The sequence below is a fragment of the Enterobacter cloacae complex sp. 372C4 genome (genome assembly GCF_050030615.1).
Lineage (GTDB): Bacteria > Pseudomonadota > Gammaproteobacteria > Enterobacterales > Enterobacteriaceae > Enterobacter > Enterobacter intestinihominis.
In genome coordinates this window covers 4,404,353-4,430,681 of the sequence record NZ_JBLGUQ010000001.1, presented here as the reverse complement: position 1 = coordinate 4,430,681, position 26,329 = coordinate 4,404,353, and the positions used below count along the sequence as shown (strand labels likewise).

Annotated in this window: 23 protein-coding genes and 1 pseudogene; 15 read left to right on the top strand and 9 right to left on the bottom strand. The window is 57.2% G+C overall.

Annotated elements, in window-relative coordinates; translation table 11 throughout:
* Positions 1–17: 17 nt before the first annotated feature.
* Both ansP and ACQG11_RS21445 read right to left on the bottom strand, forming a co-directional pair.
* Positions 18–1,514, bottom strand: coding sequence for an L-asparagine permease (gene ansP / locus ACQG11_RS21450; RefSeq protein ID WP_022648235.1), 1,497 nt, complete (start codon positions 1,512–1,514; stop codon positions 18–20).
* Between the two features lie 327 nt (positions 1,515–1,841).
* Positions 1,842–2,732 (bottom strand): LysR family transcriptional regulator, encoded by an 891-nt coding sequence (locus ACQG11_RS21445; protein WP_022648234.1) that lies wholly within the window; start codon positions 2,730–2,732, stop codon positions 1,842–1,844.
* Positions 2,733–2,844: 112 nt separating this feature from the next.
* Here ACQG11_RS21445 and ACQG11_RS21440 point away from each other — a divergent pair, with 112 nt between their 5' ends.
* The 12 genes and pseudogenes from ACQG11_RS21440 (at position 2,845) to ACQG11_RS21385 (ending at position 13,825) form a co-directional block, all read left to right on the top strand.
* A complete protein-coding gene (locus ACQG11_RS21440) occupies positions 2,845–3,243 on the top strand; it encodes a (R)-mandelonitrile lyase (RefSeq protein WP_022648233.1) in 399 nt (132 codons plus the stop codon).
* 108 nt (positions 3,244–3,351) lie between these two features.
* Entirely contained in the window at positions 3,352–4,353 is a 1,002-nt protein-coding gene (locus ACQG11_RS21435) for an MsnO8 family LLM class oxidoreductase (protein WP_023306275.1), read from the top strand.
* Positions 4,350–5,471 (top strand): amidohydrolase, encoded by a 1,122-nt coding sequence (locus ACQG11_RS21430; protein ID WP_017382285.1) that lies wholly within the window; start codon positions 4,350–4,352, stop codon positions 5,469–5,471. Before ACQG11_RS21435 ends, ACQG11_RS21430 begins: the two co-directional genes overlap by 4 nt.
* A 16-nt stretch (positions 5,472–5,487) precedes the next feature.
* Positions 5,488–7,751: pseudogene (locus ACQG11_RS21425) on the top strand (NtaA/DmoA family FMN-dependent monooxygenase).
* A 9-nt stretch (positions 7,752–7,760) separates the two neighbouring features.
* Complete coding sequence (locus ACQG11_RS21420; protein WP_320683749.1) at positions 7,761–8,270, top strand: GNAT family N-acetyltransferase; 510 nt, start codon at positions 7,761–7,763, stop codon at positions 8,268–8,270.
* Between the two features lie 9 nt (positions 8,271–8,279).
* Positions 8,280–9,206: an amino acid ABC transporter permease gene (locus tag ACQG11_RS21415; RefSeq protein ID WP_023300190.1), complete on the top strand. Its 927-nt coding sequence runs from the start codon at positions 8,280–8,282 to the stop codon at positions 9,204–9,206.
* A complete protein-coding gene (locus ACQG11_RS21410; protein WP_426728772.1) occupies positions 9,190–9,963 on the top strand; it encodes an amino acid ABC transporter ATP-binding protein in 774 nt (257 codons plus the stop codon). The genes ACQG11_RS21415 and ACQG11_RS21410 overlap by 17 nt, the downstream gene beginning before the upstream one ends.
* A gap of 9 nt (positions 9,964–9,972) precedes the next feature.
* On the top strand, positions 9,973–10,860 hold the full coding sequence (locus ACQG11_RS21405; RefSeq protein WP_022648225.1) for a transporter substrate-binding domain-containing protein: 888 nt from the start codon (positions 9,973–9,975) through the stop codon (positions 10,858–10,860).
* A 166-nt stretch (positions 10,861–11,026) separates the two neighbouring features.
* On the top strand, positions 11,027–11,644 hold the full coding sequence (locus ACQG11_RS21400) for a glutathione S-transferase family protein (RefSeq protein WP_320683751.1): 618 nt from the start codon (positions 11,027–11,029) through the stop codon (positions 11,642–11,644).
* A 37-nt stretch (positions 11,645–11,681) separates the two neighbouring features.
* Positions 11,682–11,912 carry a tautomerase PptA gene (pptA, locus tag ACQG11_RS21395; protein ID WP_022648223.1) on the top strand — a complete coding sequence of 77 codons (231 nt, stop codon included), beginning with the start codon at positions 11,682–11,684 and terminating at the stop codon, positions 11,910–11,912.
* Between the two features lie 185 nt (positions 11,913–12,097).
* The gene (locus ACQG11_RS21390) at positions 12,098–13,099 is read left to right on the top strand and encodes a Kdo(2)-lipid IV(A) acyltransferase (protein ID WP_046621425.1); all 1,002 of its coding nucleotides are present in this window, start codon (positions 12,098–12,100) and stop codon (positions 13,097–13,099) included.
* 90 nt (positions 13,100–13,189) lie between these two features.
* Positions 13,190–13,825 (top strand): helix-turn-helix domain-containing protein, encoded by a 636-nt coding sequence (locus ACQG11_RS21385; RefSeq protein ID WP_022648221.1) that lies wholly within the window; start codon positions 13,190–13,192, stop codon positions 13,823–13,825.
* 139 nt (positions 13,826–13,964) lie between these two features.
* Here the strand turns inward: ACQG11_RS21385 and ACQG11_RS21380 are convergent, their stop codons facing one another.
* Complete coding sequence (locus tag ACQG11_RS21380; RefSeq protein ID WP_022648220.1) at positions 13,965–14,441, bottom strand: GNAT family N-acetyltransferase; 477 nt, start codon at positions 14,439–14,441, stop codon at positions 13,965–13,967.
* A gap of 85 nt (positions 14,442–14,526) precedes the next feature.
* On the opposite strand from ACQG11_RS21380, the gene ACQG11_RS21375 reads away from it, so the two are divergent.
* Positions 14,527–15,462, top strand: a complete 936-nt coding sequence (locus ACQG11_RS21375) for a LysR family transcriptional regulator (RefSeq protein WP_426728771.1) — start codon at positions 14,527–14,529, stop codon at positions 15,460–15,462.
* Here ACQG11_RS21375 and ACQG11_RS21370 read toward each other — a convergent pair.
* Complete coding sequence (locus tag ACQG11_RS21370) at positions 15,457–15,759, bottom strand: ArsR/SmtB family transcription factor (protein ID WP_022648218.1); 303 nt, start codon at positions 15,757–15,759, stop codon at positions 15,457–15,459. The genes ACQG11_RS21375 and ACQG11_RS21370 overlap by 6 nt on opposite strands.
* A gap of 161 nt (positions 15,760–15,920) precedes the next feature.
* Between ACQG11_RS21370 and fusA the strand changes: the two genes are divergently transcribed.
* Positions 15,921–18,020 (top strand): elongation factor G, encoded by a 2,100-nt coding sequence (gene fusA, locus ACQG11_RS21365; protein ID WP_426728770.1) that lies wholly within the window; start codon positions 15,921–15,923, stop codon positions 18,018–18,020.
* A gap of 48 nt (positions 18,021–18,068) precedes the next feature.
* Here fusA and ACQG11_RS21360 read toward each other — a convergent pair whose 3' ends face one another.
* Positions 18,069–18,641, bottom strand: coding sequence for a flavin reductase family protein (locus ACQG11_RS21360; protein ID WP_023300182.1), 573 nt, complete (start codon positions 18,639–18,641; stop codon positions 18,069–18,071).
* Between the two features lie 105 nt (positions 18,642–18,746).
* On the opposite strand from ACQG11_RS21360, the gene nhoA reads away from it, so the two are divergent.
* Positions 18,747–19,592 carry an N-hydroxyarylamine O-acetyltransferase gene (gene nhoA / locus ACQG11_RS21355; protein WP_045308158.1) on the top strand — a complete coding sequence of 282 codons (846 nt, stop codon included), beginning with the start codon at positions 18,747–18,749 and terminating at the stop codon, positions 19,590–19,592.
* A gap of 78 nt (positions 19,593–19,670) precedes the next feature.
* Here the strand turns inward: nhoA and narI are convergent, their stop codons facing one another.
* Genes narI through ACQG11_RS21335 form a run of 4 tightly spaced genes read right to left on the bottom strand, consistent with a single transcriptional unit; the run spans position 19,671 to position 26,324 of the window.
* Complete coding sequence (gene narI, locus ACQG11_RS21350) at positions 19,671–20,351, bottom strand: respiratory nitrate reductase subunit gamma (protein WP_022648214.1); 681 nt, start codon at positions 20,349–20,351, stop codon at positions 19,671–19,673.
* A complete protein-coding gene (gene narW, locus ACQG11_RS21345; protein WP_022648213.1) occupies positions 20,348–21,043 on the bottom strand; it encodes a nitrate reductase molybdenum cofactor assembly chaperone in 696 nt (231 codons plus the stop codon). The genes narI and narW overlap by 4 nt, the downstream gene beginning before the upstream one ends.
* Positions 21,043–22,587: a nitrate reductase subunit beta gene (narH, locus tag ACQG11_RS21340; protein WP_023306263.1), complete on the bottom strand. Its 1,545-nt coding sequence runs from the start codon at positions 22,585–22,587 to the stop codon at positions 21,043–21,045. Before narH ends, narW begins: the two co-directional genes overlap by 1 nt.
* Positions 22,584–26,324 carry a nitrate reductase subunit alpha gene (locus ACQG11_RS21335; RefSeq protein WP_045622524.1) on the bottom strand — a complete coding sequence of 1,247 codons (3,741 nt, stop codon included), beginning with the start codon at positions 26,322–26,324 and terminating at the stop codon, positions 22,584–22,586. Before ACQG11_RS21335 ends, narH begins: the two co-directional genes overlap by 4 nt.
* Positions 26,325–26,329 lie beyond the last annotated feature (5 nt).

The window sequence follows — 26,329 nt, the reverse complement described above, 5'->3', positions numbered from 1 at the left end:
GCCACCCGGCTTTTTTATTAACGCGACGTCTCTTCCACCAGCGGACCATCCTGTTTGTCATCTCCAGGATGAACCGGGGCGGTACTGTGGATTTCATTCACGCGTTTACGCACGCCAAACCAGCCAGCAATCAACAGCACCGCCAGAAGCGGGATTGTAGCAATGGTGTAGGTGCCGTTAGGGTAGTCGAACGCCATCAGCACCAGCACGCTCAACAGGAATAGCAGGGTAAGCCAGGATGTTACCGGCGCGCCCGGCAGCTTGAAGCTGACGTCAGCCGCTTTCCCTTCTTTAATTGCTTTGCGCAGACGCATCTGACACACCACGATAAAGGCCCAGGAGGCGATGATGCCCAGCGCAGCGACGTTCAGCACGATCTCAAACACCTGAGACGGCACGAGATAGTTCAGGAACACGCCAAAGATATACACCACCAGCGTAGCCAGAATACCCGCGTAAGGCACCTGCTGCTTGCTCATCTTCGACATAAACTTCGGCGCAGAGCCCCCCATCGACATGGAGCGCAGGATACGGCCCGTCGAATAGAGCCCGGAGTTCAGGCTGGAGAGCGCGGCAGTCAGTACCACGATATTCATGATGCTGCCCACGTATGGCACGCCCAGCTTAGAGAAGAAGGTCACAAACGGGCTTTGCCCCGCCTGGTATGCATTCCACGGCAGCAGCAGTACCAGCAATACCACGGAGCCCACATAGAACAGACCGATACGCCAGATCACGCTGTTGATGGCTTTAGGCACCATCGTCTGCGGATCTTTACATTCACCTGCCGCCGTACCGACCAGTTCGATGGAGGCAAAGGCGAACACCACACCCTGCACCAGAACCAGCGCTGGCAGCAGGCCGTGCGGGAAGAAACCACCGTTATCGGTAATCAGGTGGAAGCCGGTGGCGTTGCCGTCCAGCGGTTTACCGGTGCCGAGGAATACGGTCCCGACCACCAGGAAGATCACAATGGCCAGCACCTTCACCAGCGCGAACCAGAACTCCATCTCGGCGAACCATTTCACGCCAATCATGTTCATGGTCCCGACGATTGCCAGCGCCCCGAGGGCGAACACCCACTGCGGCACATCGCCAAACGCGCCCCAGTAGTGCATGTACAGCGCAACGGCGGTGATATCGACGATACCGGTCATTGCCCAGTTAACGAAGTACATCCAGCCCGCGACATACGCGGCCTTTTCACCGAGAAATTCACGGGCGTAAGAGACAAAGCTACCGCTGGAAGGGCGGTGGAGCACCAGCTCGCCGAGAGCGCGAAGAATGAAGAAAGAGAAGATCCCGCACACCAGATAGACCAGGGCGAGAGCGGGGCCAGCCATTTGCAGACGTGCGCCTGCACCTAAAAAAAGACCTGTACCGATAGCGCCGCCGATGGCGATCATCTGCACCTGACGGTTGCCCATCGCCTTGTGATAGCCCTCTTCATGAGAGTTCAACCAGCGACGTTTAGCAGCATGATGATCGGCTGCGCTTTTATTGCTTGTTTTCATTGAGTTACCTGTTTGCCTGTCTGAACCATTAACGTGATAGTCCTGCCTGGCAGAAGCCGAAACAAACGATTGCTTCTGCGCAGACACATGCTGCCTTTCCAGTCATTCTGTGTATGGATAAGGCAAAACATGGCGAGGCATCCTACCCGCAATTGATAAGCGACGCAAAATATAACCGTGCCGAAAGTGATGCTCGTCGAAGGAAATCGTGTGGTCAGAGCAGACGGCGATCACAACGCGCTGAATCGTGACGTTTTTTTAGGCAAAAAGGTCTGTGAATGCTGATTTAATCATCAGGTTTACTTAATAGTTACCTATAGGTAGAGCTTATGGATGCCGCAGAGCTGCGATAAGTAATGAAAACGCGGAAGTGTGCTGGCGGCGGCTCGGATAATAGAGATGATAACCGGCAAAAGCCGGACACCAGGCTTCAAGCACACGCACTAACCGGCCCTCAGCAAGGGCGTCCTGAACCGCATCTTCCGGGACGTACGCTAGCCCCAGACCGTTTTCGGCGGCATCAATGCGTTGCGGCAGGCTGTTGAGGATCAATTGGCCGTCAACCCGCACGCGCAGCTCACGTCCGTCCCGTTCAAATTCCCAGGCATATAATCCGCCGCGTGTGGGCAGGCGCATATTAATGCAGCGGTGCTGATCAAGCTGCTCCGGCGTTTCCGGTACCCCGAAACGATGCAAATAGTCTGCCGACCCGACGACCGCCATGCGCATGTCCGGGGCAATACGTATCGCAATCATATCTTTCGCCACCTGCTCACCCAGACGCACCCCCGCGTCAAAGCGGCCATCGACAATATCTGTCAGCCCATCGTCCACCGTGACTTCAACGTTGATGTCAGGATACTGCGCCATAAAGGGTTTAAGCACAGGCCACAGCACGGCAGACATGGCGTGCTCCCCGGCGGTTAGGCGAATATTCCCGGCAGGTCTGTCGCGGGTATCACGCAGCGCGGTAAGTTCCTGCTCGATCTCCAGCAGATGGGGGCTTAAGCGCATGAAGAGTTGCTCGCCGGCCTCGGTAGGGGCCACGCTGCGGGTGGTGCGGGTTAACAGACGGACTTCCAGCCTCGCTTCCAGATTGCGCATTGCGTGACTGAGCGCCGACTGAGATACCCCAAGCTGCGCCGCGGCGCGGGTAAAACTGCGCTCCCGGGCGACAACCATAAAGGAGAGCAGATCGTTGAAGTTGTCTTTTAACATGGCGGCTTATCCTATTTATGAATTGAACTCATAGTTCCTTTCTGATTATGCACTCTAATGCTCCCCATGGCTTTACGCTACTGTTAACGCAATAGCAAACGAGGAGTAGATCATGAAAATTATCCGTAGCGGTTCGCTACCTTCCGTTCATGGGCCAGAGGCCTGGTTTACCGGCAGCGTGCGCATTGACGCACCTTTCCAGGCGACTGAACCGGCAAAAGTCGGCGGCGCGACCGTCACCTTTGAACCCGGCGCACGTACCGCCTGGCATACGCATCCTCTTGGACAAACGCTGATCGTGACGCAGGGGCGCGGCTGGTTACAGGAGTGGGGGAAAGAGGCGGAACCGCTGAATCAGGGTGATATCGCCTGGATCCCACCCGGCGTGAAGCACTGGCACGGCGCAAGCGCGCAGACGGCCATGACCCATATCGCCATCGCAGAAGCTGTCGACGGGAGCCCGGTGGCATGGCTGGAGAAGGTCACCGACGAGCAGTATCCGAACGAGTAGCGGTAAGCTATAGCTGATTTCCGGCAATCCAAATGTAAATTAATTGTTTCTCAGAGGTGAAATCCGCCTTTAATAATGACGACATGTTAAGTCAAACGAGAACGCAACATGTCATGGCGAATCAGCATTCTGGATAAAAGCCCCGTCGCAGAACACGAAACAGCCGCCGATGCGCTGGCGCGAACCTTAGCACTGGCGCAACAGGCAGAAACGCTGGGTTATCACCGCTTCTGGATTGCCGAACACCACAATACCCCGCAGCTTGCCAGCCCCTCGCCGGAGCTGCTGATTGCCTGGATCCTCGGGCAAACAAAACGTATTCGCGTGGGCTCAGGCGGCGTCATGCTGCAACATTACAGCCCCTATAAAGTCGCCGAAAATTTTAACGTACTGGCCGCCATTGCGCCGGGCCGGGTTGATCTGGGCGTTGGCAAAGCGCCCGGCGGTCTGCCGCTTTCTACCCGCGCCTTGCAGTACGGCCTAAATCCGCAGGAAAAAGGCAGCTTTACTGAACAACTGACGCAGCTTGATCGCTGGATCCGCCCTGAAAATCAGTCAGCGGAGGAGGACGTTCGCGCCACGCCGCTGCCGCCGGTGCCTGCCCGGGGATTTCTGCTGGGCGCCAGTACCGAAAGCGCGCTACTGGCGGCCTCCCTCGACTGGCATTTTGTCTTTGCCGCCCATCTGAACGGTGATCCTGAGCTGCTGCGCGAGGTCGTCACAGCGTGGCGTCAACACAGCGTCCGGGAGGTGATTGTGGCCGTGCAGGTCATTGTTGCCCCAACCCAGGCTGAGGCCGATGCGCTGGCGCAGAAGGTTGAAGTGTGGGGCGTGGAGCTGGTAAACGGACAGCGCGTTACCGTGGCCAGCGAAGAACAGGCCTACGCCTTTGCGCGGCAGGCGGGGAGTGACCCGGTGCGCATCGCGCGTCGGGCGCAGTCTCTGCTGGCCGGAACGGCGGATTCGGTGCTTGAACAGCTCAACGCGCTGCATCAGCAGTGGGGAATTGACGAATTTATCATCGACACGCCGGTCGCTGATGGCGCAACGCGCGTGCAGTCACTGCGACTGCTGGCCGAGGCGCGATTTAACAGGGAGGTGACCGTATGAGCTTTAGCGAACAACTGATTGCCTGGCGCCGTGAGCTGCACCAGAACCCTGAACTCTCCGGTCAGGAGGTCGAAACAACGGCGCGTCTGCGCGAGTGGCTGACGGCGGCCGGGATTGCACCGCTGCCTTACGATCTCCAGACCGGGCTGGTTGCGGAGATCGGCACGGGCAACGCACTGGTTGCGCTGCGCGCCGATATCGACGCGTTACCCATCGACGAGCGCAGTGGGGTGCCGTTTAGCTCCCGGCGTGCGGGGGTGATGCATGCCTGTGGCCATGACATCCACACCAGCGTGATCCTCGGCGCTGCGTTAAAGCTAAAGGAGCGGGAAGCCTCGCTCAACGGTCGCGTGCGGATCCTGTTCCAGCCTGCGGAAGAGAATTTCGGCGGAGCAAAAAGTATGGTGCGGGCCGGGGCGTTACGTGACGTACGCGCGATTTTCGGAATGCATAACGAGCCTTCACTGCCGGTCGGCGAGTTTGCTACGCGCGGCGGCCCATTCTATGCGAACGTCGATCGCTTCGTTATTCATGTTACCGGCAAAGGCGCGCATGCCGCACGTCCCCATGAAGGCAACGACGCCATCGTGCTGGCAAGCCAGCTGGTGACCGCGCTGCAAAGCGTAGCCAGCCGTAACGTTAACACGCTGGATTCGGTCGTTCTGAGCGTGACGCGCATCGCCGGGGGGAATACCTGGAACGTGCTGCCGGAAAGCGTTGAGCTGGAGGGCACGCTGCGCACGCACCGCACGGAAGTGCAGCAGAACGTGAAAGCGCGCGTCGGTGAAATCGCCGCCGGATTTGCCAGCGCCTTTAGCGCGCAGATCAACATCACCTGGTACGCCGGACCCACCGCGCTGGTGAACGATGAGCACTGGGCCGGGTTTGCCACCTCGGTTGCGCGCGAAGCGGGATATGAAACCCGGCATGCGGAACTGCACATGGGCGGGGAGGATTTCGCGGTCTATCTGCAAAACATACCCGGCGCGTTTGTCAGCATTGGCAGCAACAGTCCGTTTGGGTTACATCACCCGGCATTTAACCCGGACGAAGCATTAATCGAACCCGCTGCCCGCTATTTTGCTCAGCTCGCGGAAAAAGCCCTGCAACACGTTTAATTAATTTGAGGGGAATATGTCTGCACATCGTCAATTGCGGCTGGGGACCATTTTGCATGGTGCATCCGGAAATATGTCTGCCTGGCGCCATCCCGCGGCGGTCGCGGATGCCAGCATTAATTTTGATTTCGTCAAAGAAACGGCTTTAAAAGCAGAAGAGGGCAAGCTCGACTTTATATTTGTGGCCGACGGTCTTTATATTAACGAGAAATCCATTCCGCATTTTTTAAACCGCTTTGAGCCGCTGACGCTGTTGTCCGCGCTGGCGAGTATCACCTCGCGCCTGGGGCTGGTCGGCACGTTATCCACCTCGTACAGCGAGCCTTTCACCGTTGCACGCCAGTTCGCCAGCCTCGATCACCTGAGCAACGGACGCGCGGGCTGGAACGTGGTGACGTCGCCGCTGGAAGGGTCAGCGAAGAACTTCTCCCGCGAAAAACACCCGGAGCATGCGCTGCGCTACCGCATTGCCGATGAGTATCTCGACGTGGTGAAAGGGCTGTGGGACTCCTGGGAAGGGGATGCCTTTATCCGCAATAAAGAGAGCGGACAGTTCTTTGATGCGTCGAAACTGCATACTCTGGATCACCACGGTGATTTCTTACGGGTTTCTGGCCCGCTGAATATTGGCCGCACCCCGCAGGGACGTCCGATTGTCTTTCAGGCTGGTGCGTCCGACGACGGTAAAAAGCTGGCGGCAAAACATGCTGACGCGATTTTTACCCACCATGACACGCTGGAAGAAGCCCAGGCTTTTTACCGCGATGTTAAACAGCAGCTGGAAAGTCACGGCCGCCGCGCAGGGGATTTACATATATTCCAGGGCGTCAGCGTGATTGTTGGAAACGACGCCGATGACGTAGAAAACCAGTATCAAACCACGGCGGCACTGGTCTCCATTAATGATGCGCTGAATTACCTTGGACGTTATTTCGAGCATCACGACTTCAGCCAGTATTCTCTCGACGCGCCGTTCCCGGATATTGGCGATTTGGGCAAAAACAGCTTCCGCAGCACCACCGATGAAATCAAGCGTAACGCCCGTGAGCGCAACTTAACTCTGCGTCAGGTCGCGCTGGAAGCCGCATCGCCGCGCCCGCGTTTTTCCGGCACACCGGAGCAGGTGGCCGATGGTTTACAGGCCTGGTTCGAGGAGAAGGCGGCGGATGGCTTCATCATTCAGGGCGGTACGCCGGACACCTTCCCGCGCTTTGTCGACCAGGTGGTGCCCGTTTTACAGGCGCGCGGCCTGTTCCGCACCGACTATCCCGGCACCACGCTGCGCGAAAGTCTGGGCTTAGACGAGCCCAAAAATCAGTTCACACAACAATAAAAGAGAAAAACGCTATGCAGAAATCATCGCTTATTCTGGCGCTTGCGCTGGCTTTTACCCCTGCCGTCTGGGCAGAGAACGTCAATATTAACGGCACCGGCGTGAGCATTGAGGCCAATAAAACGCCGATCAATACCGCCAAAAACAGCGATGCGATCGCGCAACTGCCGAAAGACTATCGCTTTGCCGTGCCCGGGAAATTTACCGTGGCGGTGGCGGGACTGAATCAACCGCCGCTGACGGTCTTTTCCGACGACAACAAGACCCTGCTGGGAAGTGAGGTCGACATTGCGCGTCTGGTGGCGGACAGCCTTGGGCTGGAGCTGAACGTGGTGCCCACCTCCTGGGAGGACTGGCCGCTGGGGGTGGCCTCAGGGAAATACGATGCGGCTATCAGCAACATCACCGTCACCAAAGCGCGCAAAGAGAAGTTCGACTTCGCCACCTATCGCAAGGATTCACTTGGCTTCTACGTGAAATCCACCAGTCCCATCAACTCGCTTGTGAAGGCAGAGGATATCGCCGGGCTGCGCATCATCGTGGGTTCCGGCACCAACCAGGAAGCCATTCTGCTGGCATGGAACGAAGAGAACCTCAAAAAAGGGCTTAAACCCTTTACGCCGATCTACACCAAAGACGACGCGGCCCAAACGCTGGCGCTTCAGTCCGGACGCGCGGACGCCTACTTTGGCCCGAACGTGATCGGCGCCTGGAAAGCGGCGCTCAACGGTAAAACCAAACTTGTCGGCAGCGTCGACGGCGGCTGGCCGAAGGCGGCGCATATCGCGGTGACGCTGAAAAAAGGCAGCGGCCTGGTCGAACCGGTACAAACCGCGCTGAACGGCGCGATCAAGAACGGAGATTACGACAAAGTGCTAAACCGCTGGGGGGAAGGCGTGGAGCGTATCTCCAGTTCCGAAGTTAACCCGGCGGGTCTGGGCGATTAAGGAGGCGCTATGCATGAACAATTTCGTGACGTTTCGCTGGAAGATGCCGATCTTCAGCCCATTATCGCGGGGCTTTTCGGTGAGTACGCCGCTCGTTACGGCGACTACTTTTCAAAGGATGCGGAAGTCGAGCTGACAGAGTGGTACCTGGCGCCGCAGGGGCTGTTTATCGTCCTGGAGCGCGAGGGTGAGATCGTCGCCACCGGGGCGTACAAGCCCTTCGACGAACATACCGCAGAGATCAAACGTATATGGACGAATAAAACGCTGCGCCAGCAGGGACTGGCCGCGCGCGTGGTACAGGAGCTGGAGCGCCGGGCGGTGCTGGCGGGCTACAGCCACATCTACCTGACTACGGGGTTTCGTCAGCCGGAGGCGGTGCGGCTCTATCTCAGTCAGGGGTATCAGCCGCAGTTCGATCTCAACCGCGACCCGGAAGAGTATAGCCAGCCGCCGTTCGACGGTCGGCTGCGTTTCACCAAGACGCTGATCCGCGAAGCGCTCAGCAAAACCGCATAAGGAGCGACGATGAGCAACGTTGAAACCATAAAAGTGGTCCCGGCACGTTATCCGCTGCGCGCTGCTGGCGCCGTGGTGGCGCTGTTTGTGCTGGCGGTCGTGATCCAGTCCGTGGCCTTTAATCCGCGCTGGGAATGGGCGGTATTTGCCCGCTGGTTCTTTGACCCGGTGATCCTCGAAGGCGTCGGACAGACGCTGCTGCTGACGTTGATAAGCACCGTACTGAGCGTGGTGATTGGCGGCATGCTGGCGCTGGCTCGGCTCTCGTCATCATGGCTGTTGAACAGCCTGGCGTGGGGTTACATCTGGCTGTTCCGATCGCTGCCGCTGATCGTGGTACTGATTATCCTCTATAACTTCTCCTATCTCTACGACACGCTCTCTCTCGGCGTGCCTTTTACCGGCATTACCTGGGGCAGCTTTGAAACCATCAACGTTCTCGGGCAGTTTTCTACCGCCATCGTGGGGCTGACGCTGGTGCAGAGCGCCTATACGGCGGAGATCATTCGCGGGGGCTTCCTTGGGGTCGACCACGGTCAGTATGAGGCGGCCGCTGCGCTGGGTCTGCCGGCGTGGCGTCGCACCGTGCGCATAATTCTCCCCCAGGCGCTGCGCACCATCCTGCCGTCCGGGTTTAACGAAATCATCAGCCTCGCCAAAGGGACGGCGATGGTTTACGTGCTGGCGATGCCGGAACTGTTCTACACGATCCAGATGATCTACAACCGCACCCAGGAGGTGATCCCGCTGTTGATGGTGGGGGCCGTCTGGTATCTGGTGATCACCACCGTACTGTCTGCCATCCAGCATGTTATTGAGCGTGGACTCGCCCGCAGCGAGCGCCGCTCCGCCGTAAACCAGAGCCGGGCGACCAGCCGCGCGCGTTCCGTCACCACTTCGTCAGCACAGGAGCCCGTTCATGCAAGCCTCTCCTGAAGGACACATTTCCATAACCGGCGTCAGTAAGTTTTTTGGCCGACATAAAGCGCTCGATAACGTCACGCTTGAGATCCCACCGGGCTCCGTGACGGTGATCCTCGGACCCTCTGGTTCGGGAAAATCGACGCTGCTGCGCACTATTAACCATCTGGAGCGCGTAGACGAAGGCTTTATCCAGATTGACGAGGATTACATCGGCTATCGCCGTCAGGGTGACAAACTCTACGAGCTCAAAGAGAAAGAGATCCTCAAACAGCGCGTCAACGTTGGGTATGTGTTTCAGAACTTCAATCTTTTTCCGCATCTTACGGTGCTGGAAAACCTGGTTGAAGCACCCATCGCGCATAAAAAGTTCAGTAAAAAAGAGGCTATTGAAAACGCCTACAGCCTTCTGGATGTGGTAGGTCTGCGCGATAAAGCCGATGCCTGGTCGCGTCACCTCTCCGGCGGCCAACAGCAGCGCATCGCCATTGCCCGCGCGCTGGCGCTGCGCCCGCGCGTGATGCTGTTTGATGAACCAACCTCGGCGCTGGATCCGGAACTGGTTGGCGAAGTGCTGGACGTGATTAAAAAGCTCGCCCGCTCCGGCACTACGCTGGTGGTGGTCACCCATGAGATCGGCTTTGCCCGGGAAGTGGCGGACCAGGTGGTATTTATGGTCGACGGTAAAATTGTGGAGCAGGGCAGCAGCGACGACGTGTTAAACCGACCGTCGCATCCGCGAACGCGCCAGTTCCTCTCAAAAGTGCTGTAAGGAGCGCAGATGAAATATGGACTCCTGGCGGGGCTGGTCTTCACGACAGCGAGCCACGCCAGCATTGATTTAAAGGCCAACGAACAGCCGCTGCCAGTGACGGTTGATCAACAGGCAGTGGCGAAAATCCCGGCGAACTATAAATTTGTTGAGCCGGGTACCCTCACGGTGGCGATTTCAGCCCTGAATTCTCCGCCGCTGGCGCTGCTGGCCAGTGATAACCGCACCCGTATTGGCAGCGACCCGGATATCGCCCGGTTACTGGCGGGCAGTCTGGGGCTGAAGCTGAAGCTGGTGCCAACGGCGTGGGAAGACTGGCCGCTGGGGATCACTTCCGGGCGCTATGACGTGGCGTTGGTGAATATCGCCGTCACCGAGCAACGTAAGGAGAAGTTCGATTTTGCAACCTATCGCGTCGATTCCCTGGCCTTCTCGGTGAAATCCACCAGCAACGTACAGTCGATCACCAGTGCGAAAGATCTGGCCGGTAAAAAGGTGATTGTCGGGTCAGGCACCAATCAGGAACGTATTCTGCTGGGCTGGAACGAAGAGAATAAAAAGGCCGGACGCGAGCCTGCGTTGCCGGTTTATCTGACCGACGACGCCTCAGGCAATCTCTATATTCAGTCCGGCAGGGCGGATGTCTTCTTTGGACCGCAGTCCGTTTCGGCCTACAAAGCCGCGTTAACCGGCAAAACCCGCGTCGTGGGATTAGGCCCGAAGAAAGCCTATGTCGCCACCACAACCAAAAAAGGCAATGGGCTGGTGTATGCGTTGCAGGCTGCGCTGGACGGTGCGATTAAGCGCGGGGATTATCAAAAGGTGCTGGCGCGCTGGGGGGAAGCGGGCGAAGCGGTGACGTCTTCAGACGTTAATCCGCCCGGGATAACCTACTAATGGTGCTCTATACCCTAAATAATTCGAGTTGCAGGAAGGCGGCAAGGGAACGAATCCCCGGGAGCGTACATAAGTACGTGACTGGGGTGAGTGAATGCAGCCAACGCACCTGCAACTTGAAGTATGACGGGTATACACTTAGGGTTTTCATCCCTGAGGAGGCAACATGATCAAACTCTATGGCGTACCCGGCTGGGGATCGGCAATCAGTGAGGTGATGCTGACTCTGGCAGACATCCCGTATCAGTTCGTCAACGTGGATGGGTTTGACCAGCCCGGCCCGCAGCGCGAATTGCTGTTGAAACTGAACCCGCTGTGCCAGGTGCCGACGCTGGAGCTGGAAAATGGGGCGATCGTGACGGAAACCGCGGCGATCGCCCTGATGGTGCTCGACAGACGACCCGACCTCGCGCCGCCCGTTGGGCAGGCCGAGCGCCAGCAGTTTCAGCGCCTGCTCATCTGGTTTGTGGCGAACGTCTATCCCACCTTTACGTATGCAGATTACCCGGAACGCTGGGTGCCTGATGCCCTGGAACAGCTGAAGAAAAACTGTATTGAGTACCGGAAATCCCTCTATCTGTGGTTTGACAGCCAGCTCAGCGCCTCGCCTTATGCCTTTGGCCAACAGCTTACGCTGCTTGACGTCTATATTGCCGTCGTGCGTACCTGGGGGCCAGGTCATGAGTGGTTTACCACCAACGCACCTAATATCACCGCCATCGCGGATGCCGTCTGCGCGTTGCCAGAACTGCACAAGGTGCTAAAAGCTAACGACATAATCTGATAACGTGGAACGCTAACCTATAAAAGGAGCCCTGCCCATGCCTCACGTTGATATCAAATGTTTTCCACGCGATCTGACTGACGAACAAAAAACGGCCCTGGCGGCGGATATCGCCGAAACGATAGTCCGTCATCTGAACAGCAAAGATCGCTCAATCTCCGTGGCGCTTCACGAAGTCCAGGAAGCTGACTGGAAGGCGCAGGTCTGGGATACCGAGATTGGACCTAAACTGGATGAACTGATTAAGAAGCCCGGCTATTCGATGTAACTCGCCTGCCGGGTGGTGCAGTATCACCCGGCGATCCCCGCCTTTCATTCCTTTCGCAAAAATCGATAATAAACAGCACAACGTTTCCGCTACAATTCACTCCTCCGAACAATATTCGTTAAATCAGCAGGTAAGCACTACAACTGCACCAGATTAAGTACAGATAGTAAAAGGATAATTTTTTCATGACAAAATTACCTCGGTTTTCACTCGCCTTTATTCATCCTCGTTACTGGTTCAGTTGGGCAGGCATCGCCGCACTCTGGTGTACGGTCCAGCTCCCATATTCGCTTCTGTTAAAAGCAGGGCACGGACTCGGGCGTCTGGCTATGCGCATGCTTCCACGCCGCGTGGAAATCGCCAGACGAAATCTTGAGCTTTGCTTTCCGGAGATGAAAGAGGGTGAGCGCGAGCGTTTGCTTGAGCGTAATTTTGAATCGGTTGGAATGGGCGTCATCGAAACGGGCATCGCGTGGTTCTGGCCTGACTGGCGCGTGCGCAAACACTTCAGCGTGACCGGCTACGAACATATGGAACAGGCAAGGGCGCAAGGAAGGGGCGTGGTGCTCATTGGCATGCATTTTCTCACGCTGGAATTAGGCGCACGCATCTTTGGCATGCTCAACGCGGGTATTGGCGTCTATCGTCCCAACAACAATGCGTTGCTCGACTGGCTACAGACGCGCGGTCGTCTGCGTTCCAATAAAACCATGCTCGACCGCTACGATTTGAAGGGCATGATCCGCGCGCTTAAGCAAAACGAGATCCTGTGGTATGCCCCGGATCACGACTATGGAAAAACGAATAGCGTGTTTGTGCCGTTTTTTGCCGTCCCGGACGCCGCGACAACTGCCGGGAGCTATATGCTGGTGAAAAGTGCCAGACCGGCCGTGATCCCGTTTGTACCACGCAGAAAAGCAGACGGCACAGGGTATGAGCTGATTATCCTGGACGATATTAGCGATACCTTGCAGGGAGGCGATAAAGTGGCCGTGGCTACGCAGATGAACAGGGCGATTGAGCGTGCGGTGATGATGGCACCCGAGCAATATATGTGGCTGCATCGTCGCTTCAAAACGCGTCCTGAAGGGCAACCGGACCGGTATGCGCGAAAAAAACAGGTCCAGTCCTCAGTCAGAACTTTCGCTGCCAGCGATATGTCGGATCGGTCGAGTATCCAGCAGTAACACAGGGGGCGGATGCCGTTGCGCTCCGCCCTTTATAAAATCTGCGCCGCTGGATAGAATTACCGCATCCACCTTGTCGGGATGCAAAATATGACCGGAAGAGTCGACTATCACCTTGAAAAATATCTCCTCACCGAAGTCGCCGAGCCAGAACGTCTGACCCGCCAGTGGGCAGAAGTGATGCGCGAGTGTCGCGAGCAAAAATCCGGTGCGGAAGAGCGTTTGCGTCTCGCGCTGCTGAATGTGGATTATGTGACCAGCTTTGAGCTTCCCTTCCGGTTACTCCTCACCCGCGCCCCGCAGTTGATTGATGGGATCAGAAATGAGTTCCAGCTCAGTCAAAAAAATGTCCTGTTCAACGGCAAGCGGTTTGGCTGCGTTTACAGCCTTAAACAGGACCTGGAAGGCGTTCCTGACGAATTTACCTATCACCTGAAAACGCGGATCCAGCGAAGCGACAGCACTGGCGGAAGTGAAGTACCTTACCGGCAAATTGCACAGCAGGTGAAAGCGCCCAGGGAACGACTCAAACTGGCACTCGAAAATGGACTATCTGTAACGGCGCTCGACGGGCTTTTCTGGTTTGGCATTCAGCGCATCGCGGCCGATGTGCAGAGGCTAAGAAAAACGGGCACGAGGATTGTGACGTCAGAGACTGAGGTGTTTGATACGCTAACGATGACAACCCGGCGGATCCCCGTCTACAGCCTGACGCAGCCGGAATGAGCCTCGGTCGCTGAATCGTCGAACGTCTCAGAGAAGACAAAAAAGGCGGTAATCTCTTTCTCAGATATACCGTGCTTCAGCAACGCTTTCATTGACATTATGCCCCTTAGAAAGAGGGGCGTTTCATGTGATGGCATTGCTACTCAGCAAATGCCCGCAATGCCTCGCCATCAAGACGATAGCGTACCCATTCGGACTGCGGTACCGCGCCGATGCTCAGATAAAAATCAATTGCAGACTGGTTCCAGTCAAGCACGCTCCATTCCAGCCGGCCGCAGTGACGTTCCACTGCGCATTGCGCGATATTTTTAAGCAGTGCTTTTCCCGCACCCTTGCTGCGGTATTCCGGGGAGACATACAAATCTTCCATATAGATGCCGTTGCGACCAAGCCAGGTGGAATAGCTGGTGAAAAAAACGGCATACCCCACAGCATGGCCTGCATATTCGGCAACCAGCGCTTCGGTTTTACTGTCTGCACCAAACAGCGTTTTACGGATTTCGTCCGGCGTGGTGACCACTTCTTCTGGCGCTTTTTCATAGACTGCGAGTTCGTAAATCATATCGTATATTGCCGCTGCATCTTCAGGTCGCGCCTGACGAATCGTAATGCTCATTCCTTTCCCTTTATCTTTGTTTGTAGTTGATGGGGATAAGCATAAAGGCTAATGTCAGAAGAATTAAGTGCAATGAAATCAATAAATGATGAATATTATGCATCCAGCCTTAAGGCGCCTTGATTTAAACCTTCTGCCGGTTTTTGACGCGATTTATCGCCACAGTTCCGTTCGACTTGCGGCAGATGAGCTGGCGATGAGCACCTCGGCGCTCAGCCATGCCCTGTCACGGCTGCGTGTTTCGCTCAACGACCCGCTGTTCTACCGGGAAGGACATCGAATGTGTCCCAGCGTCTATGCCACCCAGCTTGCGCCAGTTATTGCATCGGCCCTGAAATATCTCGACCAGGAGCTGTCGCCGCAGCCGGAATTTGATCCTGCTGTCAGTACAGCGTGTTTGCAGATCGCGATAACGGACTTTACCGCGTTCTGCATATTCCCTGCGCTCATGAATACGCTTCAACATGCGGCGCCTGGCTTGCGTCTGGAATTGCGATATTTGCCGCACAGCCCGGCGTTGACGGAATTACTGGCAGGCGAGGTGGATTTGGCCCTGGGATTCAGCACCATTGAGGATCGCCGGTACCCTGAGCTGGAAGAGATCAGCTGGTTCGAAGATGAATATGTGGTGATTAGCAATGCGAGCCGGAGCGCGCTCACGCTGGAGGATTATCTCGCCGCCCGGCATCTTGTGGTTACGCCGTGGAATGAGAAGCAGGGGGTGCTGGATTTGCAGCTGGAACGCATGGGTTATACCCGACACATTGCGATGAAAACCCCGTCTATGCTCAGCGCCCCGTTTGTTATTGCAGAAAGCGATCTGCTGATGGCGTTACCTCGATTCGCCGCTGAAAAGCTGCTGCCAGCTACCCGTATTAAAATTTTTGATTTACCGTTCCACATCAGTCCGTTTGAAGTAAAAATTTATTCGCACAAGCGCAGCGGGAAACGAGGCGTCACGAACTGGCTCAAAGCTACGCTGCGCGCGCTGGCCGAAGGGCAACAGTCAGAGCGCTTATGATTTCGACTGTAACAGGATCGCCATCAGCCCCGGAAAGCGGGCGTCCAGATCTTCTCTTCTCAGTGAAATCATATTCTCGCGCCCCTGCGGGCGCTGCCAGATCACGCCGCTGTCGCGCAGTACACGCCAGTGGTGAGTCATGGTTGATTTCACCACCTCGTCCGGGCGCAGCGCGTTGCAGCTCAGCTCACTGCCGTCGGCCAGCCGTCGAATAATCGCCAGCCGCAGCGGATTGCCGAGGGCGAACAGCACATTTTCCAGCAGTATTTGTTCAGGTTCCGGGTGGTTTGGGATCATCGTTTTCCTGCGTCTCGCGTGAGATTGAGCTATATCAACAATAGGTCAACCGTTAAAAATTAGTTCGATAATACTCGTACAATAGGACTATTATAACAAACGAACAAACACGCGACTATCCTGGTCGTCACAAACCCGTCATGAAGACGTAAGGAAATATCATGCCCCGACCCATTCCACTCGAACGTTATCGCAACATCGGTATCTCCGCGCATATCGATGCGGGCAAAACAACCACCACTGAGCGCATCCTGTTTTACACCGGGATGAGCCACAAGCTGGGTGAAGTACACGATGGCGCGGCAACCACCGACTGGATGGCGCAGGAGCAGGAGCGCGGGATCACCATTACGTCGGCGGCGGTGAGCTGTTTTTGGCCCGGCATGGACAGAGGCTTTGAACCGCACCGCATCAATATTATCGACACCCCCGGGCATGTGGATTTCACCATTGAGGTGGAACGTTCCATGCGTGTGCTCGACGGCGCGGTGATGGTTTATGACTCCGTCGGCGGCGTGCAGCCGCAGTCGGAAACCGTCTGGCGTCAGGCGAATAAATATCACGTCCCGCGTCTGGCATTCGTCAACAAAATGGACCGCCCGGGTGCGGATTTCTTCCGCGTGGTGCGGATGATGCAGGAGCGGCTGAAAGCTAATCCGGTCCCGATTGTGATCCCCGTGGGCGCAGAGGAACACTTCACCGGCGTGGTTGATCTCATCAAGATGCGCACCATTCTTTGGGATGATGCGACCCAGGGCATGGCGTTCACCTACGCGCCGGTGCCCGACGATCTGCTGAGCACCGCGCAGACGTGGCGAGAAAAAATGGTCTCGTCTGCGGCAGAAGCCAGCGATGAGCTTATGGATAAGTACCTTGAGACGGGTGAACTGGATGAAGCGGAAATCATCAAAGGGCTACGGATCCGGACGATCTCCGGTGAAATACAGCCCATGCTGTGCGGCAGCGCTTTCAAGAACAAGGGTGTGCAGCGCATGCTCGACGCGGTGATTGAATTGATGCCGTCTCCACTGGACGTGCCCGCTATTGATGGGGTAGACGAAGACGGACAGCACGCTGAGCGCCACCCAAGCGATGATGAACCATTCTCTGCGCTGGCCTTCAAGCTGATGAGCGATCCGTACGTCGGACAGTTGACCTTTATTCGCGTCTATTCCGGCATACTGCGCAAAGGCGACGCGGTTTATAACCCGGTGAAGGGCAAAAAAGAGCGAATCGGGCGCATCGTGCTGATGCATGCCAACGACCGCCATGAGGTGGACGAGTTGCGCACAGGGGATATCGCAGCCTGTGTCGGGCTGAAAGACGTCACCACCGGTGACACGCTGACCGATCCGAATGCGGTGATCACCCTTGAACGGATGGAGTTCCCGGACCCGGTTATTTCGCTGGCGATTGAGCCGAAAACCAAGGCCGATCAGGAGAAAATGGGGATCGCCCTACAGCGCCTGGCGGCGGAGGATCCGTCTTTCCGCCTGCACACGGACGAAGAGTCCGGTCAGACCATTATCTCCGGGATGGGCGAACTGCATCTCGAAATCATCGTTGACCGCATGAAGCGTGAGTTTGGCGTTGAGGCAAACATTGGTCGTCCACAGGTCACCTACCGTGAAACCCTGCGTAAAGCGGTGAAGGATATTGAAGGTAAATTTGTCCGACAGTCCGGCGGGAAAGGGCAGTACGGTCATGTGGTCCTGAGTCTGGAGCCGTTAGCAGCCGGAAGTGGTTTTGTGTTTGAAGATGCCACCAAAGGCGGGGTAGTGCCGCGGGAGTACATCCCGTCGGTGGAAAAAGGCTTGCGAGAAGCCATGAATACGGGTGTGCTGGCGGGCTATCCGGTTGTCGATGTGAAAGCGACCCTGACGTTTGGTTCCTACCATGACGTTGACTCCTCGGAGATGGCCTTCCGCATGGCGGCGATCCTCGGCTTCAAAGAGGGCGCGCGGCGGGCGGATCCGGTTATTCTTGAGCCGGTGATGCACGTTGAGGTGGAAACGCCGGAAGAGTATGCCGGGAACATTATGGGCGATCTCTCCTCCCGCCGCGGCATGGTGCAGGGGACGGCAGAGCAGTACGGCAGCCAGATTATTCGCGCTGACGTCCCGCTGGCTGAAATGTTTGGCTACGCCACCACGCTGCGCTCGATGTCCCAGGGGCGCGCGACGTATACGATGGAGTTCCATCATTTTGCGGAAGCTCCGCGGAATGTGGCGGATGAGATTATTGCGAAGCGCGTTAAGTAATAAAAAGCCCTCTTCCTCAGGAAGAGGGCTTTTCTTTTTTGAGATGCGTTAATCCAGCGCCTTCACCATCTTCCCACTCGTCACAAACGTCCCGGCCCCCAGATGATGCAGCGTATTCAGCTTATCCCCGTCAAACTGCCAGCGTCCGGCGACAAATGCGCGTTCATCTGCCGCGGCGGAAACCACTTCGCCAAACAGGGTGTCATATTTCTCGGCCGCAGAAGTGACAGGTAATAGCCGACACTCCATCCACGCCAGACATTTCTCTTCTATAACCGGCAGACCAAGCTCAGGGCCATGAATAACCGGGATCCCGTAGCAGTTAAATTTATCCTCGTCGCGCCCGCTGACGCTGCCGACCGCCCAGGTCCAGTTGGCTGCCGCCACGCCGGGGATCACAATGCCGAATTTCCCGCTGCGTTCGATCAACTCCCGTGACCACGCGCTTTTGTCTACCACAATCGCGATACGCGGGGGTTCAAATTCCACCGGCATAGACCATGCGGCGGCCATGACGTTGCGACGATCGATGGTCTCATCCCGGCTGGTGATGAGCACGGTAGGACCGTGATTCAGAAGACGGCTGGCATGACGTAATTCAACAGGACGAAAGTGGCTCATAGGATCTCCTCATGTACACGATGAGTATGCCGAAAAAGCACTTTTGCGCATATGCATAAGGGAAAATAGTTTATAAACAGGGGATATCACATCATGGAGCAAATCATGTCCCCATTTCTGAGTGCTTATTTTGCCCGCATGGGCTGGCAGCAGCCCGTACAGGTTAATATCGATACCCTGCGGGGGCTCCATTTACACCATAACTGCGCGATCCCTTTTGAAAATATTGACGTCGTTTTGCCGCGGGAAATCCATCTGGACGACGGGTGTCTGGTGGATAAACTGGTCACCGCGCGTCGGGGGGGATATTGCTTCGAGCAAAATGGCCTGTTTGAGCGAGTGTTGCGCGAAGTTGGGTTTACGGTACGCAGCGTGCTGGGGCGGGTTGTACTGGCGAATCCGTCGCAGATGCCGCCGCGCACGCACCGGTTGCTGCTGGTTGAGCTGAACGGCGAGCGCTGGATCGCTGATGTAGGATTTGGCGGACAAACGCTGACGGCGCCGATTCGTTTGATCGCCAACGAGGAGCAGAAAACCCCGCACGGGAGTTATCGTTTGCTGAGCGAGGGTAACGACTGGGTACTGCAATTCCGCCATCACGAGCACTGGCAGTCGATGTACCAATTTGACCTGGGGACGCAGTACTTCAACGATTACGTGATGGGTAACTTCTGGTCGGCGCACTGGCCTCAGTCCCATTTTCGTCATCACCTGCTGATGTGTCGCCACCTGCCGGACGGGGGCAAGCTGACGCTGACCAACTTTAATTTTACCCACTGGCAGAACGGTCATGTGGAGGAGCAGATCCATTTGCCGGATGCGGAGGCGCTATATAAGCTGATGCAGGAGCGGTTTGGCCTGGGCGTTGATGACCCGAAGCACGGCTTTACGCTGGCAGAGCTGACGGCAGTAATGGCAGGGTTTGATACGCATCCGCAGGCGGGGAAATAGCCCGGTGGCGACTACGCCTTACCGGGCCTACGGGCGTGTGAACATAGGTCGGGTAAGGCGTAGCCGCCACCCGACAAATCAACGGCGCGATCTTACCACCTGATACCGACGCGTGAAGTACTCAAACGGCGCGCTCCACACGTGCACCAGGCGGGTGAACGGGAAGATGAGGAAGATCGTCATCCCCAGCACCAGATGCACGCGGAAGATCGGCGCGACGCCGCTCAGCATTTCCGACGAGCCGCCCTTAAACGTGACGATCCCCTGCGCCCAGCCGACCAGCTTCATCATCTCGCTTCCGTCAGGGTACTGAGCGGAGAAAGGAATGGTCGACAGCCCAAGGATGCACTGAAGCAGCAGGATACTCATGATGATAATATCCGGCGTGGTGGACGTGGCGCGCACCCGCTGGTTGAACAGGCGTCGGATCAAAAGCATCGACCCACCGATCAGCGTCAGCACCCCGCAAATACCTCCCGCAATCATGGCTAACTGCTGTTTAACCGCGACGGGTAAAAACCAGGCGTACATCCAGTGCGGGGTTAACATGCCGAACAGGTGCCCGAAGAAGATCCCCAGAATCCCAATATGAAACAGGTTCGAAGCCCAGTTCATCCCGCGCTTGCTGAGCATCTGGCTTGATGACGCCCGCCAGGTGTACTGCCCATAGTCGTAGCGCAACCAACTGCCGAGGAAGAAGACGGTGGCGCAGATGTACGGATAAATGTCATAGAAAAACACGTTCAGGTAATGAGTCATTTTGGGCCTCCGGCGCTGACGTCCACGTACTGCGGCGCGACGTCCTGGCTAAAGCGTCGTTGATATTGCTGCATCGGCGAACTGTCGCACGATGTGGCGTTGTCTTCGATAAACTTGACCTGTTCCTCTTCCCACACGGCGTCCAGCGCCTGACGGGTATCATCACGTTTTTCACCGGATACCTGTTTCGCCACGCTGTCGCTGGAAAGCCGTGTTTCCGCCAGCGACAGCAGGGCGTCAAACAGCTGGTAATGCGCTACCTCGCGCTGTTTCAGGCGGCCTCCAATCAGCGCCAGTATAGGCGCGACGTTTTGCAGCCCTTCACGCGCCTCGTCGTCGCTGACGATACTGAGATATTCCAGATAGAGCGGCAGATAGTCCGGCAGCTCGCGGCAATCCAGCTCCAGCCCGGCTTTCTCATACTGGCTCATCAGGTCGACCATCGCCTGACCGCGATCGCGGGACTCGGCGTGAACGTGCTCGAACAGCAGTAGTGAAGTCGCGCGCCCCCGCTCGAAAACTTCACACCATTCGGCCTGCTTATCCAGCAGCGGGGCGCTCAGGTGCTGCTGCGCAAACGGCAGTAGCATGGGCGCATCCTGTTCCACCAGGGAAAGCGCTTCTTCACGGTTATCCCAAAGCAGCTCATCGGGATACTCAATCAGTAGCGCGATGATTTTAAGGATCTGCATTATTCTCCCTCCCCGTGATCGCGCACCTCGGTAATGTTGATCGCGTCGATGCGGCTGCTGTTGAAGAGGTTGAACCTGGTGTCGGAGCCGTGACAGCCGTCACCGAAGGTGAAGCCGCAGCCGTTTTTCTCCGGGAAGGCGTCGCGCGCCATTTCGCGGTGGCTGGTCGGTATCACGAAGCGGTCTTCGTAGTTAGCGATGGCCAGATAGCGGTACATCTCCTCAACCTGCGCTTCGGTCAGGCCCACTTCCTCAATGGCGCGGGTATCGGTCACGCCTTCCACGGTCTGGGAGCGTTTGTAGTGGCGCATCGCCATCATGCGCTTCAGAGCGCGCAGCACCGGGCCGGTATCGCCCGCGCTGAGCATATTTGCCAGGTATTGCACCGGGATGCGCAGGCTTTCGACCGCAGGCAGTACACCGTCGCTCTGCGGCAGGCCACCCGCGTCCGCGTAGGACTGAATCGGTGACAGCGGCGGCACATACCAGACCATCGGCAGGGTGCGGTATTCCGGATGCAGCGGCAGGGCGAGCTTCCAGTCCATCGCCATTTTGTAAACCGGGGAACGCTGCGCTGCGTCGATGACGTTCTGCGGGATGCCCTGCTTCAGGGCTTCTTCAATCACCGCCGGATCGTTCGGGTTAAGGAACACGTCGCACTGGCGCTCATACAGATCGGTTTCATGCTCGGTGCTGGCCGCCTCTTCAATACGGTCCGCGTCATACAACAGCACGCCAAGGTAGCGGATGCGTCCAACGCAGGTTTCTGAGCAGACGGTCGGCTGGCCGGACTCGATGCGCGGATAGCAGAAGATGCACTTCTCTGACTTGCCGCTTTTCCAGTTGAAGTAGATTTTCTTGTACGGACAGCCGCTGATACACAGACGCCAGCCGCGGCATTTGTCCTGGTCGATAAGCACAATGCCGTCCTCTTCGCGTTTGTAAATCGCACCGCTCGGGCAGGTGGCAACGCAACTCGGGTTGAGGCAATGCTCGCACAGGCGCGGCAGGTACATCATGAAGGTATTTTCGAACTGACCGTACATCTCTTTCTGGATCTTCTGAAAGTTTCGATCGCGGGCGCGTTTTTCGAACTCGCCGCCCAGCAGCTCCTCCCAGTTTGGTCCCCAGACGATCTTATCCATCCGCTTACCGTCAATCAGCGAGCGGGGGCGGGCGGTAGGGAGGTGATCCCCCTCCGGGGCGCGGTGCAGATCCTGGTAATCGAAGGTGAAAGGTTCATAGTAATCGTCAATCTGCGGCAACACGGGGTTGGCGAAAATTTTCGACAGGACGCCCATTTTTCCGCCGAGGCGCGGGGTCAGCTTGCCGTGAATACTGCGGATCCATCCGCCTTGCCACTCATCCTGATCTTCCCAGTTTTTCGGATAGCCGATACCCGGTTTGGTTTCGACGTTATTAAACCACGCATACTCCATCCCTTCGCGCCCGGTCCAGACGTTCTTACAGGTGACCGAGCAGGTGTGGCAGCCAATGCATTTATCGAGATTCAGTACCATGCCAACCTGTGAGCGTATTTTCATTTTTTCGCCTCCTGAACCTGATCCCGACCTTCGCCGTCCAGCCAGTTAATGTTTTTCATTTTGCGGATCATAATGAACTCGTCGCGATTCGAGCCGACGGTGCCGTAATAGTTAAAGCTGTACGCCAGCTGCGCGTAGCCGCCAATCATATGGGTCGGTTTCGGACAGACGCGGGTGACCGAGTTGTGGATCCCGCCGCGCCGTCCGGTCACTTCTGACCCCGGAATGTTCAGAATGCGCTCCTGAGCGTGGTACATCATGGTCATGCCCGGCGGCACGCGCTGGCTGACCACCGCGCGGGCGGTGAGGGCGCCGTTGGCGTTGAAGGCTTCGATCCAGTCGTTGTCCTCAATCCCCAGCTCGCGCGCGTCGGTTTCGCTGATCCAGACGATTGGCCCCCCGCGTGACAGGGTCTGCATCAGCAGGTTTTCGCTGTAGGTGGAGTGAATGCCCCATTTCTGGTGCGGCGTCAGGAAGTTAAGCGCTTTTTCCGGGAAGCCGTTCGGCGGGATCTCGCGCATATGGGTGACGCTGCGGGTATCAATCGGTGGACGATAGGCCACCAGACTTTCACCGAAGGCGCGCATCCAGGCGTGATCCTGATACAGCTGCTGGCGGCCGGAAATCGTGCGCCACGGGATCAGCTCGTGAACGTTGGTATAGCCTGCGTTATACGACACGTGCTCGCTCTCAAGGCCGGACCACGTTGGGCTGGAGATAATTTTGCGCGGCTGCGCCTGAATATCGCGGAAGCGGATTTTCTCGTCTTCTTTGTTCAGCGCCAGATGGGTGTGATCGCGCCCGGTCAGTTCGCCGAGGGCTTCCCAGGCTTTGACCGCGACCTGACCGTTGGTTTCCGGCGCAAGAGCGAGGATCACCTCTGAAGCATCAATGGCGGTTTCAATGCGTGGTCGGCCTTTGGCCGGTCCGTCGAGCTTGACGTAATTGAGCTTGCCGAGGAAATCGACTTCGTTTTGCGTGTTCCACGATATGCCTTTTCCGCCGTTGCCGAGCTTGTCCAGTAGCGGACCGAGAGAAGTGAAGCGCTCGTAGGTTTCCGGATAGTTGCGCTCGACGACCGCAATGTTTGGCGCGGTTTTACCGGGGATGAGATCGCACTCGCCTTTGCGCCAGTCCAGAATATCAAAAGGCTGCGACAGTTCCCCCGGGGAGTCATGCTGTAGCGGCTGTAGCACCACGTCAGTTTCGGTGCCGAGATGCCCGACGCACACTTCAGAGAAGACTTTGGCGATGCCTTTGTAGATCTCCCAGTCGCTGCGGGACTCCCACGCCGGGTCAACGGCGGCAGAGAGCGGGTGAATAAACGGATGCATGTCCGAGGTATTCATATCGTCTTTTTCATACCATGTGGCGGTCGGCAGGACGATATCGGAGAACAGGCAGGTGCTGGACATACGGAAATCGAGCGTCACCAGCAGATCCAGCTTGCCCTCAATGGCGGCGGTTTGCCATTCCACCTCTTCAGGTTTGACATCATCCGTTGAGCCTAAATCCTCGCCCTGGATCCCGCTCTCGGTGCCAAGCAGGTATTTGAGCATGTACTCATGGCCTTTTCCGGACGAGCCAAGCAGGTTAGAACGCCAGACAAACAGGTTGCGCGGGTGGTTCTTGCCGTTGTCCGGCTGTTCGCAGGCAAAGCGAATATCGCCCGATTTTAACGCCTGCACGGTGTAATCCTGCGGCGACATCCCGGCGGCGTCGGCGCGGGCCTTAACGTGCAGCGGGTTGAGGTTGAGCTGCGGCGCGGAAGGGAGCCAGCCCATGCGCTCGGCGCGGACGTTGAAATCAATCAGGTGACCGGTGAATTTCGACGCGTCTGCAAGAGGAGAAAGCAGCTCCTGTGCGGTGAGCTTCTCATAGCGCCACTGGCTGGCGTGGTTGTAGAAGTAAGAGGTGCTGTTCATCTGGCGCGGCGGACGGTTCCAGTCCAGTGCGAAGGCCAGCGGCAGCCAGCCGGTTTGCGGGCGCAGTTTCTCCTGGCCGACATAGTGCGACCAGCCGCCGCCGCTTTGCCCGACGCAGCCGCAGAAGACCAGCATGTTGATCATCCCGCGGTAGTTCATGTCCATGTGGTACCAGTGGTTCACACCGGCCCCGAGGATGATCATCGAACGACCATGGGTTTTGTGCGCCGTGTCGGCAAATTCACGGGCGATTTTTTCTATCAGGTAAGCGGGTACGCCGGTAATTTGTTCGCCCCAGGCCGGGGTGTAGGCTTTGATCTCGGCGTAGTTTGCCGCCGCGTTACTGTCTTCCAGACCGCGATCGAGGCCGTAGTTTGCGAGCACCAGATCGTACACGCTGACCACGCGTCTCGGGCTGCCGTCGGCCAGCGTCAGGGTTTTACTCGGTACGCGGCGCGTCAGCACCGGCTCCTGCTTCACGCTGCGGAAATGCGGGTTCTCGTTGCCCCCGAAGTAAGGGAAGGCCACGTCTGCCACACTGTCGTGGGTGATGAGCAGGGAAAGCGTCAGCTCGGTCTCCTGTCCCGCGGCCAGCGACTCCAGGTTCCATTTGCCTTTTTCGCCCCAGCGGAAACCGATAGAGCCGTTCGGCGCCACCAGATTTCCGGCGACGTCAAAGGCGATGGTTTTCCACTCCGGATTATTGGTTTCACCCAGCCCGTCGGCCAGATCCGACGCGCGCAGCATGCGGCCCGGCACCACGCGACCATCAGCCTGTTCATCCAGCAGGACCAGCATCGGCATGTCGGTGTAGCGGCGGCAATAGTTGAGGAAGTAATCGCTCGGGTTATCAAGGTGGAACTCTTTGAGGATCACATGCCCCATCGCCATGGCGAGGGCGCTGTCGGTACCCTGTTTGGGGGCCAGCCACTGGTCGCTGAGCTTCGCCACCTCCGAGAAGTCCGGCGTAATGGCGACGGTCTTGGTGCCTTTGTAACGCACTTCGGTAAAGAAGTGGGCGTCCGGGGTACGCGTCTGCGGCACGTTCGAGCCCCAGGCAATGATATAGCTGGAGTTGTACCAGTCCGCCGATTCCGGCACGTCGGTCTGCTCGCCCCAGGTCATCGGCGATGCCGGAGGCAGATCGCAGTACCAGTCATAGAAGCTCAGGCAGGTGCCGCCGAGCAGGGAGAGATAGCGCGTACCGGCGGCATAAGAGACCATCGACATGGCCGGGATGGGGGAAAAACCGGCTACCCGATCCGGGCCGTAGTTTTTGATGGTCCAGACGTTGGCGGCAGCAATCAGCTGGTTAAGCTCTTTCCAGTTTGAGCGGATAAACCCGCCTTTACCCCTCGCCTTTCTGTAGCTTTGCGCTTTTTGCGGATCGTTCTGAATGGCATCCCAGGCCAGCACCGGATCGGTATGCTGCGCCAGCGCCTCGCGCCAGAGCTCGATCAGCCTGCGGCGTACCAGCGGGTACTTGAGACGGTTGGCGCTGTAGAGATACCAGGAGTAGCTTGCGCCACGCGGGCAGCCGCGCGGTTCGTGGTTAGGCAGGTCGGGGCGGGTACGCGGGTAGTCGGTCTGCTGGGTTTCCCATGTCACCAGGCCATTTTTGACATAAATCTTCCAGCTACAGGAGCCGGTGCAGTTAACGCCGTGGGTGGATCGCACAATCTTGTCGAACTGCCAGCGCTGACGGTAGCTGTCCTCCCAGTCGCGGTTGGTGTGGTACACCTGGCCGTGCCCATCGGCGAAACTGTCGCCTTTTGTTTTGAAGTAACGGAAGCGGTCCAACAGTTTGCTCATGACAT